5 protein-coding genes are annotated in these 13,288 nt (G+C 53.5%); 1 reads left to right on the forward strand and 4 read right to left on the reverse strand.

Annotated elements, in window-relative coordinates; all coding sequences use genetic code 11:
* Window positions 1–51 precede the first annotated feature (51 nt).
* Window positions 52–1,074, forward strand: coding sequence for a LacI family DNA-binding transcriptional regulator (locus tag CLR69_RS11235; RefSeq protein ID WP_129712402.1), 1,023 nt, complete (start codon window positions 52–54; stop codon window positions 1,072–1,074).
* Window positions 1,075–1,104: 30 nt separating this feature from the next.
* Here the strand turns inward: CLR69_RS11235 and recD are convergent, their stop codons facing one another.
* From recD to recC, 4 genes are all read right to left on the reverse strand, one after another.
* Window positions 1,105–2,964 carry an exodeoxyribonuclease V subunit alpha gene (recD, locus tag CLR69_RS11240; RefSeq protein WP_129712404.1) on the reverse strand — a complete coding sequence of 620 codons (1,860 nt, stop codon included), beginning with the start codon at window positions 2,962–2,964 and terminating at the stop codon, window positions 1,105–1,107.
* A complete protein-coding gene (recB, locus tag CLR69_RS11245) occupies window positions 2,961–6,542 on the reverse strand; it encodes an exodeoxyribonuclease V subunit beta (RefSeq protein ID WP_129712406.1) in 3,582 nt (1,193 codons plus the stop codon). The genes recD and recB overlap by 4 nt, the downstream gene beginning before the upstream one ends.
* Window positions 6,539–9,487, reverse strand: coding sequence for a pitrilysin (gene ptrA / locus CLR69_RS11250; protein WP_129712408.1), 2,949 nt, complete (start codon window positions 9,485–9,487; stop codon window positions 6,539–6,541). The genes recB and ptrA overlap by 4 nt, the downstream gene beginning before the upstream one ends.
* A gap of 96 nt (window positions 9,488–9,583) precedes the next feature.
* On the reverse strand, window positions 9,584–12,982 hold the full coding sequence (recC, locus tag CLR69_RS11255) for an exodeoxyribonuclease V subunit gamma (RefSeq protein WP_129712410.1): 3,399 nt from the start codon (window positions 12,980–12,982) through the stop codon (window positions 9,584–9,586).
* Window positions 12,983–13,288: the final 306 nt, after the last annotated feature.

A 13,288-nucleotide genomic window follows, 5' to 3' on the forward strand; every position in this document is an offset into this window, starting at 1 on the left:
ATAATCCCGCAACACGTGAATATGCGCGCAGCCTCAAAAGGGAACCAGTGATTGAAACGCGATAAGAACGCCAACAGCACTCCACCTCGCGCGCCCACGCTTGAAGATGTCGCGCGCGCCGCAGGCATTTCGCCCATGACCGTCAGCCGCGCGCTAAACAACCCGAAGATTGTTCGTGCAGAAACGGTAAACAAGGTGATGGAAGCCGTCCGTGTTACGGGCTATATCCCCAATATGTTAGCGGGCGGACTGGCCTCCAGACGCAGCAAGCTGATTGCCGTCGTCGTGCCGCAAATCAATAACAACATGTTTGTTGATACCGTTCAGGCAATCAGCGATGAACTGGCCGCACGTGGTTATCACATGCTGCTGTGCGTTGCTGGCTACACCAATGAATCAGAAGCGGAGATTGTCGCCACTCTACTTTCTCGCCGTCCAGACGGCATCGTGCTCACCGGTATTCACCACACGCCCGAGCTCAAACGCCTTCTCCTCAACGCAGCCATCCCCGTCGTTGAAATCTGGGATCTGACCCCGACGCCGCTCGATATGCTGGTCGGTTTTTCTCATGAAAGCATCGGAAATACCATCGGACAGTATTTGATCGGTAAAGGGCATTCGCGCTTCGGCCTTGTCTGGACGGAAGATGCACGCGCCGGACTGCGTAAGAAAGGCATTTACGACATCATCCAAAAACAGCCGGGAAACTCGGTGCGTGAAGCCATCGCCCCATGGCCCGCGACGCTGGCATCAGGGCGACAGGGGCTAAGCGAACTTCTCGCTGATGGCGAGACTTTTGATGCCATTATTTGCAGCTCCGATACGCTGGCACAAGGTGTGATTATCGAAGCTACAGCCAGAGGATTAGCGATACCGAAGGCGCTGGCAGTCATGGGATTTGGCGATCTTGATTTCGCTGCTCACAACAGGCCGAGTATAACCACGGTCAAGATCGATCGCTGGAAGATTGGTACCGATGCTGCGGCAATGTTAGCGGAAAAGATTGAGGGAAAAAGCGTGCCTTCCCCCATCATGGATATCGGTTTTTCACTGATTGAGCGTGAGTCCGCCTGACCTTAATGCCCACTCAAAAGCATCATCCTATTAAAAACGCTCCATTAGTGCGCTAATTCTCTCTTCCAAACCGCTATAGCGCTGCGTTGGCGTTTTCACCGCCCGACATAGGACTCTGATATCGGTATAGAGTGACAAGCGCTGGCGCGCACGCGTGATAGCGGTATATACCAACTCCCGCGTCAGCACGGGTAAGTAGTGGTTCGGCAGCACCAGCGCTGTATGATCGAATTCCGACCCCTGCGATTTATGCACCGTCATCGCATAAGCCGTTTCATGCGGCGGCAGACGGCTTGGCGTAACATCTTTGGTTTCGCCATTCGGCAAGGGGAAAAATACTCTCAGTTCCCTGTTCTCCCCCATCATAGCGATACCGATATCACCATTGAACAGACCCAACGCGGCATCATTACGTCCAATCATCACCGGTCGGCCGGGATACCAGCGGTTAAGTGGATTCCGACTGCGTAGAATCAGCCCTGACTGATGCAAAGCCTGCTCAATACGCTGATTGAGCCCTGCTACGCCAAATGGCCCTTCGCGCAACGCACACAGCTGGCGATAACGCTGGAAGGCAATCAGCACGGCGTCCGGTGTCGCTCCCGCTGCGATAAGCTCTAGATAATCACGATACCCTTCGACACACTGTGCCAGCATCGTCTGATACTCTTCGGCCTCTGCTAATGGACTACAGGTGATGTCGGCAAACTCGCCGTTCAGCACCGCACGCAAGCGAACATCATCGCCAGCGTTCACCGCCAGCGCCAATTGCCCAATACCGGAATGCGGATCGAAGCGGTAGCTCCGACGTAGCAGACAAATACTGTCACTGACTGTCGTCTGCCCTTCGGGACCACTTTCATCCAGTGTACAGCCCGTCAAGCGTTGCAATTGCTGCGCCCGCGCACGGCTATAGCCGGCCTCGGCAAAACGACAGATGTCACCTAACACCGCCCCCGCTTCTACGGACGCCAGCTGATCGCGATCGCCCAGAAAGATAACTCTGGCCTGTGCTGGAAGGGCCGCGATCACACTCGCCATCATCGGTAAATCAACCATCGATGCCTCATCCACAATGAGTACGTCCAGATGAAGTGGATTTCCCTGATGGTGACGTAGTCGCTGGCTATCCGTCACCGCGCCTAAAAGGCGATGCAGCGTTGTCGCCTCCTTCGGAAACGCCTCTCTCTGCCGTTGATCCACCGCCAGACGATGCAATGCCAGCCCTAGCGATTCCGTTAGCCGCGCGGCGGCCTTTCCGGTAGGCGCAGCTAATTGGATACGCAACGCTTCCCCTGTATTCAGCTCAATCAGCGCCGCCAGCAGCTTGGCAACCGTCGTCGTTTTCCCCGTTCCCGGTCCACCGGAAATAACCGCAATACGGCGTGTCAAGGCGACAGCAGCGGCCACCTTCTGCCAGTCAGTCTCTTCGCCCGTATCAGGAAACAGGCGATCCAGTACCGCCCGAATCGCAGGTTCGTCGACCGACACCGTATCACGCTCACTGGCAATAAACTGCGCTACGCGGCCTTCACTCTGCCAGCTACGCTGTAAATAAAGTTTCGCCCCTTGCAGCACTAAGGGTGCCGGTTTACTGCCATCGCTAACGGCATCGGATGCCAGCAAACGCTGCTGCCACCCGGCAACCGTGTTGATTCCAGATTCGGTGATCAGTTGTTGCGCCAGTTCAGGATCGCGGCCGTCAAATAGCGTCTGCGCCTGCAAGTTTTCCAACGGTAGACACACATGCCCCGCGCCCGAATGTGCACTCAGGCAGGCGGCGGCCAGCAGCAGATCGGGCTGCGTGTCATCAGCCAACATTCTGGCAAACTGTATATCCAGCGGGCGTAGCAATCGCCGCGCTAGCGCCATTTCAAGCAACGCAATCATGATGGAATTCCTGTATCAGCATCATCAAGCGCCTTTCCCTTGAAAAGCGTATCAAGCCCGAAAACAAATTCAGCCGTGGGACGAAAAGCAAAGATGCCATTACCGGGGTGAGAATCCTCAACGCCGCGTAAAAACAGATAAACTACCCCGCCAAAATGGCGATCATAGTCATAATCCGCAATGCGATGACGCAAATAGCGATGCAAAGCCAGCGTATAAAGCTGATATTGCAAGTCATAGCGGTGCTCGGCCATCGACTGCGCCATGGCAGACTGGGTATAAGCACTGGCCTCAGGGCCGAGCCAATTAGATTTGTAGTCCAATAGGTAGTAACGTCCTTCCCAGCGAAAGACCAGATCGATAAACCCTTTCAGCATGCCTTTAACCTGCTGAAAAGAGAGCGGCGGACACAGTGCGGATAGTGGGTCATAGTGCTTTGCCAGCCGATCGAGCTGCGCTGCCTGTATAGATGCTTCAATGGGTATGTAGAACTGTAATTCAGCCTGCTTATCCGAATTATCCAGCGCCGATAGCGTGATTCCTTGATCGTTAAGCGGCGTATTCAAAAGTGTCTCCATCCACGCCTTCAACACCGGATGCCAATGCGCTTCAAATCCCTGTAGCTGCAACTGCTCGGCCAGCCAGTCATCATCAACGGGTTGGGTAAAATCCAGCGTTTCAAACAGGCTATGTAGAAACGTCCCCGGACTCGCGCCGCGCGGGAACGTGTGTGGCGTCAATTGGGTTTCCCCCGCTTCCTGACGTTCACCCATCGCTTCAATATCCAGGCGCGGCACCAGATCCTGCGCGTTTGCTGACCCATGTTGCTGAAGCCCGGAATAGCTGGTCACTCGCCAGCCGTCGCGCAGTTGGCGCTCAATATAGCGAGCCTGCAACTCTGCCAATTCAGGTCTATCCGGTTGCCAACGTTCCACTGCCGTCGCCCGTAGCGGTGTCAATGCAACACCGTCGCCCACCATTCCCTCAAGTTCGCTGACCAACGTGGCGACATCTGCCTCTTGGCCGCGCTGGAGCAAATAGCCCAGCGCGCTGTGGTGCATATCACTGCTGCCATCTTTCTTACGCGACCGCTGAACGGGTGCAACGCCAACGCTACAGTGGTAGATAGAGCGGGTTAGTGCGACATACAGCAAACGTAAATCTTCCGCTAGCCTCTCTTCTTCCGCCAGCGTCTGGCTTTCTTCGTTATTTTGCAGATCCAACACGGCCTGATAGCTATCGCGATCGTGGTAAATCCCCTGTTCCTGTACGCGGAAGTTGCTGATGAAAGGTAGCCATACCAGCGGATATTCAAGCCCTTTCGATTTATGGATTGTCACGATCTGTACCAGATGTCGGTCGCTTTCCAGACGCAGTTGTTGGTTCTCTGCCTGCGGATTAGGCTGGACAATCTGTTGTGATAGCCAGCGCACCAGCGCGTGCTCACTATCGAGCGTTGCCGAGGCATCCTGCAACAATTCACCGATATGCAGAATATCGGTAATGCGGCGTTCCCCCTCTGCGCTCGCCAGCAGGTTCTCCGCAAGTTGATGGTAACTCATCAACGCACGCAGCATTGGCAGTACACCTCGTTGACGCCACAGCGTGCGGTAGCCAGCAAACTCGTCCACCAGCGCGTCCCATGCGGTTTCGCTTTGTCCTAAAGCGTCAACTTGTTCAGCATCCAGACCCATTAGCGCCGTTGCCATGGCGCTACGTAACGTGCGCTCCTGCTCGGGTGCCAACACCGCCTGCAGTAGCCACAAAATATCGCTAGCTTCAGGCGTAGTGAACACACTATCGCGATTCGACAGGTACACCGAGGGAATGGACAAACGGCTCAGTGCATCACGAATCAGCGAGGCTTCACGTCGGCTACGCACCAGCACACTCATATCAGAGGCTTTGACCAAACGCCGGGAATCGTCGTTTACCAACCAGGCCTCATTGCGCTGACTCGCCGCCAACCAGTCACGAATCTGCGCTGCACACTGGCGTGCCATCTGTTGCTGATAATCCCCCACACCAATCGGTTCCGCGCCCGTTAGCCAGAATTGCAGAGCTGGCTGAGGCTGTCCGGCGATATCAAACACCAAACCGCGCTTAGATTCAGCAGGATTGACCGGTAGAAAAGGGATATTGCGAAAAATAAAAGGGTATTCGAGACGTTCAAAAAGGCGATTAACACCACGTACCATCTGGTGCGACGAACGCCAATTCGTACCCAACGTATAATGTGCGGCCACTTCTCCACGCGCGTGCATGTAGGTAAAAATATCCGCGCCACGGAATGCATAAATAGCCTGTTTCGGGTCACCAATCAGCAATAGTCCACACTGCGGCTGCCCGACATAAAGCGTGCGGAAAATCCTATACTGTTGAGGATCGGTATCCTGAAACTCATCGATCATCGCCACCGGATAACGTTCACGAATGGCGCTGGCAAGCTGTTCTCCACCAGGCTGTTGTAATGCGTCATCCAGACGGCTCAGCAGATCGTCAAATCCCAGTTCCGCACGCTGCCGTTTTTCTTCACGTACAGAATCCCGAATTGCTGATAGCGCACGTACAACGACCAAATCACGCAGCGATAGCGGTGTTTCCAGCAGCCGCTCTGTCGCCTCAAAGATGACATGAACGGGCGGTTCACCTTTCTTCGTCTTCTCGATTAACGTTTGCTGGGCAAACCTCACCAGATCTTTCGGCAGTTGGTAATCCAACGTCGGCTGCTCTGCCCACAACGTAACTTTCTGTAGCCAGTTGGGAAGGTGCTTGCTGCTGTAGCTACGTTTATCCACGCCAGAAGTACTAATCAGCGCTTCAAGCCCCGGTGCTGACGCCAGCCAGTGTTGTTTGTAAGCGTCGATCGTCGCCACGATTTTCTCATGTCGACTCAGCAGCGTTTCGTCTTCTTCTGGCGGCAAGCGAAACGCAGGAGCCTCCCCGTGCAGATAAGGCATCAGATCGGCCAGCAAATTCTCCGGTCCTTTCCACTCCAGACCAACGATACGCGCGACGTCCATCGGCAGCGGATAACAATAACGACGCCAGAAATCGGCACAGGCCTGGCGGCGCAACGGCTGTTCATCTTCTATCAGCACCTGTTCAAACAGCACGCCGGATTCAAATGCATTGGTACTAAGCATGCGTTGGCAGAAACCGTGGATCGTGTAGATCGCCGCCTCATCCATTTGTCGTTCGGCTGCCAGCAATACATCGGCAGCCTCGCGGTGATCCGCAATCTCTGCGAGCAGTTGCGCTAACGAGGTATCCTTAGGTTCCTGCGCCGCTTCACCCTGCGCGCTTTTACGCAAGCAAGCGATGCGCAGCGCGTGAATTCTTGCTCGAATGCGCTCACGCAGCTCTTCGGTCGCGGCCTCCGTAAAAGTCACAACCAGAATTTCCTCGACCAGTAACGGACGTGGATACGCGGCTTGCTTACCCAGCCCCAACAGCAGACGTAGGTAGAGCGCCGCCAGCGTATAGGTTTTCCCCGTTCCAGCCGACGCCTCAATCAGTCGCTCACCTAAGAGCGGCAACGTCATAACGTCTAATGATTGCGGCGCGGCATTTTTCATTGTGCTGAAACCTTACCAACAGCTTCCGATGCCGCTGGCTGTGGTGCAGGTGCGGGGATCATTGTGGGTGCTTTCTCACGCGGTAACGTTTTCTGCAATGAAGACGCATCAGCGTAGGTATGCCAGCCTTTAGGCGCAGCATAGTCGGCTTTGCCATGATGGCTACCGGAAACCTGTGATAACACCGCCAGCCCTTCGGGCTTCAACGCCTGCTGGAAGAAATCTGCCAGTTGCTTCACTGTCAGTGGTTTGATTTGTTCGAGCAATTTCTCGCGCGAATCAAAAGCAAAATTCTCCCGATCCAGATCGCGGCGCAGTCGGCTGGCCTCTTCACCCAGCGTTTGTGGACGCTGATTCAGTTCATTCATCACGCCTTGCTTATACTGCGCAAATTCTTCTTCACTCATTTCGCGCAGTCGTTTTTGCGCCTTTTCGTAGAAGTCTTCATAGCGCTGATACAAATAGGCAGGCTGTTTGCTATTGCTTTGCAACAGGAATCCGATCCCCCACTGCCTGCCGATAGCCGTTGGGAAAGCAAACACCGCATAGCCCAACTGCTCTTCCGTTCTCAGTTGGCTATAGAACCAAGGCTGAACGATCTGCCCCAGCACTGAGCTATACGCCATGCTTTCCGTTTCGGAATAGCCAGTCGGCACATACACCGCCGCTAATGCAGAATCGGTACTACTGCCAGCGCGCTCCAGATTAGCAAGCTGTGGCTGGCTGATTTTTATATCATCGCTACGCGACAGATTTTCACCATTGGCCTTCAAATGCGTTTTTAGCGTATTCGCTAACTCGATGACACGATTCGGTGCCAGATTGCCGACAACGAGCATTTCCGGTGTGGATTTTTTCAGCAGGTCATTGCGGTAATTAACCACATCCTGCAAACGAATATCCTTCAACAGGCTACGGCGCTCAGAGCGTTCAAAATATGGAGGCTGAGACGCGGCTCGGATAGGCTGCATTGCCTGTTCAAAAGCTTTTGATTTCTCCGCCGCATCCAACTGCTGCAAATACCAAGATTTTGCCTGCGCGAGTTGCGCTTCCGTTGAGGTAAAGGAAGCATAGCCATCGACCAGCGTCAGTAACAACTGTGGTAAATGCTGAGTATAACCATCCGCACTAATAAGCAGACCATCATTGTTTTGGGTGGAGAAGCTGATACCGCCAATTGAGGCCTGATAACTCAGTTCATCCAATGCCAGTCCTGCCAGATAATCATTTAACGCGAACAACACCTGATTGCGGGCGGTACTGCATGCTTGCTGATTACGCAGCATCAGTGTAATTTCCGCTTTCGGCTCATCGGCGAAATAGTGACTCGGCATGTACAACACGCGCAACCCCGGTTGATTCAGCAGGAGTGTCGGTTTAGTCATTGCCTTATCCGCTTTGATCAGAGAAAAATCATTCGGGATATAAGGGTTGATTGTCGGCAACGACAGCGACATTTTCTGCCCCAGCGTTTTCCATTTTGCAAAGGTTGCTGACGGGATTTTATCCATCTCGTACGGCGCATCGACAAAATAAGCCACCTTATTATGCGGCTCATTCGGGCTGATGACCCACACGCGCGCATTCTGCGGCGTCATCTCATCAAGTCGTGCAGCGATAGCTTTCGGATCGTAGCGATCCGCCACATATTGTGCATCCAGCGTATGCTCGACTGGCACGCGCAACATGGTATCAACCAGCCATTCGATATAATCCATATCCCGGCTGATGGACGGATAGCGGAAATCCAGATCCAGAACATGCGCGATCTCATCAAAATAACGCTGCTGAATCCCCTCGGTACGGATTTGTTGTAGGTAACGGAATATTGCTGCGATGACTTCGTCCCGCTGCGCCAGGCCTTTATCGGTCAGCGAAGCAGAAATAGCAAACATGCCGCCGTTGCGGTCAATTATCGGTGAAGAGCCTGCACCGATAGACTCAACCAGCCCTTCCTTTTGCAACCAGTCAGAGAGCGTATTCTGGCTGCGGTTGCCGAGCAGATAGCTGATGTAGGTATCCGTCTTGCTACGAAATTCCTGGCTAATATCGCTAACGCGAAACTCAATACGCAGCTGTTTTCTCGGTTGAGCAGGAACGTAGTGAATCATGACTCCACGCTGCTTCTCCGTTGTTACGGGAACCGTAACCGCGGGAATGCTGGCGTTATGATTGGCAATGCGACCGAATGTGTCGGCCGCCAGTTTCGCCAGTTCAGGCAGAGGTTGATTACTGTAAATCACCCCTTTCATCAGATTAGCGGAGTAGTATCGCTGGTAGAACTTCACCAGCTCATCATGCAGTTTGCTGCCGGGTTTATCGCTCAGAGTTTCAAGATTGCCCCCCGAGAAACGTGCGCTCGGGTGCGCCGGATTCAACGTCTCCGCCCCAACCTGTGCCATACGGTGACCGTCACGTGAACGCGCCATCGTCAATTCCGCATTGACCGCATTACGTTCACGATCGGCGTTCACCGGATCGAGCAGCGGTTCCGCGATAGCATCAGCCATCCGATCCACTGCTGGCCGTAGCGCATCGTTTTCCACTTCCAGATAAAATGCCGTGCGGTAAGACGCCGTACTGGCATTGTGGCTACCACCATGCTTTTTCAAAAACTCGGAAAGCGCCTCCGGTTCCGGGTAACGTTTCGATCCCATCAGCACCATGTGTTCGAGGTAGTGTGCTAATCCCAGTTGGTTATTAGGATCGTCCAGCGAACCAATAGGCAGCGCCAGCGATGCCAAAGATTTCGGTGCCTGTGGATCGGAAACCAGCAGAACCGTCATGCCGTTATCCAGTTTGATCGCCTGATATTGCCGCGGATCTTTTTCGCTTTTTCGAATCGTCTGGGCCAGCGGCTGCCAACCCGTATCAGCCCAACTCGCCGGAAGCCAGAATGTGAATAAAAGAAACCACCCGGTAATCCAGACCCACTGTTTACGCATGCAATTCTCCAACCTCATATCCACCACTTTTCACGTTGCAGTGCGTTATCTTTTCGCACCTCGAAATCTATACAGACATCATTCAAAACACACTCATCAAGCCAGATTAAAGCGGAACGGCGGCAGTAGCCAGACTTGCGCCGCTTCAATCACCTCATTCATTCGTTTTTCATCCAACTCACGGACAATACGTTGCAGGTAATAATCCTCACCTTCACCCCGCATTCCCATGTTACCCTGCCAAGCTTGCAGCAAGCGGGCGCGCGCTTTATTCTGCGCCTCTTCATCTGACCGCAGGCTATCGCTTTCACGATCATAACATTCCGCCAACCACGCGCTCCCTGCTTTGTTAAGCAGTAACAACGGTTTGCTCATTCCCTGACGATATCCATCCAGCATAATGCTCAGATATTCTCTGGCCTGAGCCTCCGACAACGCGGCAAAGCGCCACACGGTGTCTTCCCGCCCATACAGCCGACTTTCTCCCTGTCCACCCGTTGCACAGTAGGCCAGATGCTCCAACCACAGCGTAATGCCATCCTTCATGGAAAGCGTACCGGGACGCCAGCGCAGCAAACCATCCGGCTGAACCTGATTTAGCCAGCCGCTGACACGCACGCCGTCAAGGAGAATATCCACTTCCCGGCTCACCGACAGCGACAGCGTTAATTCATCACGCACGCGCGCGGCGAGCTGCGCCATATCCTGCTGCTGTTCCTGCCAGTAAATTTCGCCAAACGCGCCATAGGGCAATTCGCCCGCGGCTCTGGCGCGACGGTACAGTTTTTCCGTATCACCTTCATTAATCAAGGTATTCAGCAACTCACTATTCAATTGATAGCGGTTCAGGCTATCAACCACAAAAGGCTCTTCATCCAATAGCTCGTCACTGTGTAGCATAAAACTCACGCCAAGCCGCAGTTGAAAAAAAGCGCGCACAGGGTGGCGGTAAAAACGTTTCAGATCGTCCAGGCTGACATCGATATCACTTGCTCTTTCGGACAGTGCTTCACGATCGAAATCAGGCTGTGCTTCTCCTTTTTGGTTCGCCGCCGCCAGCCACTCTGCCGCAAAGCTCAACGGCTGCGGTGCAGGCTGGAAGTTATGCGCATCAAAAGGCATACGGCTATGCTCACGGCATAGATGCTGCACAACACGCTCTGCGCTGCTATCAATATCCAGCGCCTCATCACCCGGCAGGACGTAGCTCTGCGCAATATATTCCGTCAGCTCGCTGACCAATACGGAAGGATAACGGCGCATATTATCCTGAATCGAGCGCCCGATATAACTGATATAAAGCTTGTGCTGTGCCGACAGAAGCGCTTCCAGAAACAGATAGCGGTCATCGTCACGCCGGCTACGGTCACCGCGCTTGATTTTCCTCCCCATCAGGTCGAACCCAAGCGGCGGCAACGTTCGAGGATAAACGCCATCGTTCATCCCCAGTAAACACACGACTTTGAAGGGGATGGAACGCATAGGCATCAGCGTACAAAAGTTGATAGCACCAGCCAGGAAACGCTGGCTGAGTCGTTCTTGATCGAGACGCCGTGACAGTTCATCACGTAACCGGGAGATCGGCACCTGTTGCGGATAATGCGCCATCGTGCCCATGCCAATGACGTGCTGCCACTGTTTTTCAACTAGCGCCAGCGCCGCTTCAGTCTCACTGTCAGCATCAAAGAAGGTTTCGATTAGTTCTCGGCATAGCGGTAACCAGTCGACAAGCAAACGTGGCTGGGACAGGCGCTGACGCCATTGATGAATCTGCATCAGTAGTTCGGCCAGTTGACCAGCCAGTTCCGCAATCAGCCCACTGGATTCGTCATAAGGCAGCACGCCCTGCCAGTCGCCAGTCTGGCTATCCATCGCATAACCCAGCAGCATCCTCGTCAGACCGAAACGCCACGTATGTTGCCCCGTTGGCGGCAACATCAGATCGCGTACGTTGTCGTCATCCAACCCCCAACGCACACCCGATTCCACCACCCACAGGCGCAAACGACGTAGCCCTTCTTCCTGAATACCGAAACGAGCAGCGAGTGCGGGTACTTCAAGCAATGCCAGAACTTGCTCCGCCGTAAAACGGCTCGTGGGCAGATCTAACAGACTAATCACCGCCTGCAACGCAGGATGTGCATGTCGCGCACGCTGATCGGAAATGGCAAAAGGCAGGTAGCGGTTGTCCGGCGCATTACCAAACACGGCTTGAATAAACGGGGTATAGCTGTCGATGTCCGCCATCATCACAATCACATCGCGCGGCATCAGTTCAGGATCGTCTGCCATCATGGCTAACAACCGATCGTGAAGCACTTCAACTTCACGCTGCGGACTATGGCAGGCATGAAAATCGATCGAACGATCGTCGAGTGCCAACAGACGCTTTTGCGTACTGGTATTTTGTGTTTCGTGGCTTACCGCCACAACCGCATGATCTTCCAGTTCAAGGATATCGCGCTGCAAAGTTTGCAGTAGATTTTCACCATCCGACTCAACAAAGGCATCGATTTCCTGCACGCTATCCAATTCAGCCAGCAGATACAGGTTATCGCGCCCCAGCTTGCCCCACGATGCCAACAACGGATTATTAATCGACTGTTTACCTTCCTCGTTGAATAGCGTTTCTGCCAGTGAGGGATCGCGAAATAACGAACGGGTTTCATCAGTCTGTTCGCGGTCAAAACGATGTAAACGGCGGTTACGGGCTTTTAGCTTCGCCAGAAATTTATAATCCTGAATATCACTCCAGTAATGGCGACAGGGATTGGTAAATAGCAGATGCACATCAATGTGCTGCGCCAGCGCGTTCAATGCCTGTAAATAGATGGGGGGTAACGCCGATATACCGCAGATAAAAACGCGTGGCGGCAGGCCTTTCGGACATGTTTTTGCCTGTTCTAACGCATTAATAAAACGTTGGTATAGAATCGCATGGTGCCATTCAGGCTGCGCCAGTTCACGTGTGTAATTCACCAGAGCGCGCCACAGCGCCGACTGCCACAGCTGGTTACCACCGAGATCGTCAACCTGTTTCCCCTCTTGCCATGCTTTAATCCAATCAGGGCGATAAATCAGGTATTGATCAAAAAGATCCGCCACACGTCCGGCAAGTTGGTGCAGCTTGCGCTGGTTATCATCATCCTGCAAATAGTGGTTAAGTGCTGAGAAGTCAGGTTGTGCCAACAAATCGGGTAGCAAGTGCATGAGCTTCCACGTCATCGCATCCTTGCTGAAAGCGCTTTCTTTTGGAATATCCGGCAGCACATGGCGACACATATTCCACAAAAAAACGCCGGGCAGCGGGAATTGAATATTGGCAGCAATACCAAAGTCTGCGGCCAGTTCCATTTGCAACCACTGCGCCATCCCTGGGCTTTGCACCAAAATCACTTCCTGCTGGAAAGGATCCACAAGCGGCTGACGTTTTATCAGCTCAACCATCAGCCTTTTCAAGATATCCAACTGATTGGAGTGATAGATTCTAAACATTCTGGCTCCTGCTACCGCTGCTTACGATTGATCATTCATATACCCGTCATACTTCAAGCTGCATGTGCGTTGGCTTCTCTTAAATACTCGGCCCGTCGTGGGCCTCGCCCTAAAGGGCCGCTACAAGCAGCGTTCAAATCTGCTCCCGGCAGATTTGTCACCCCAATCACTTACTGGTGTAAGCTCTCGGGGATGAAATAAGAGACATCCCGTCTCTCACCGAAGGCCAGCCGTTGGCTGGTCAAATTCGTTCCCGACGAATTTGTCGTGCGGTTGCCGCCTGCCCGCAACTCGAATTATTTAGGG

Source organism: Pectobacterium zantedeschiae, from assembly GCF_004137795.1.
In the GTDB taxonomy this organism is placed as follows: Bacteria; Pseudomonadota; Gammaproteobacteria; order Enterobacterales; family Enterobacteriaceae; genus Pectobacterium; species Pectobacterium zantedeschiae.

Bases quoted from the DNA above. Each gene is read 5' to 3' on its own strand.
- recD (WP_129712404.1), bottom strand. From the start codon at position 2,964: ATGATTGCGTTGCTTGAAATGGCGCTAGCGCGGCGATTGCTACGCCCG.
- recC (WP_129712410.1), bottom strand. From the start codon at position 12,982: ATGTTTAGAATCTATCACTCCAATCAGTTGGATATCTTGAAAAGGCTG.
- ptrA (WP_129712408.1), bottom strand. From the start codon at position 9,487: ATGCGTAAACAGTGGGTCTGGATTACCGGGTGGTTTCTTTTATTCACA.
- recB (WP_129712406.1), bottom strand. From the start codon at position 6,542: ATGAAAAATGCCGCGCCGCAATCATTAGACGTTATGACGTTGCCGCTC.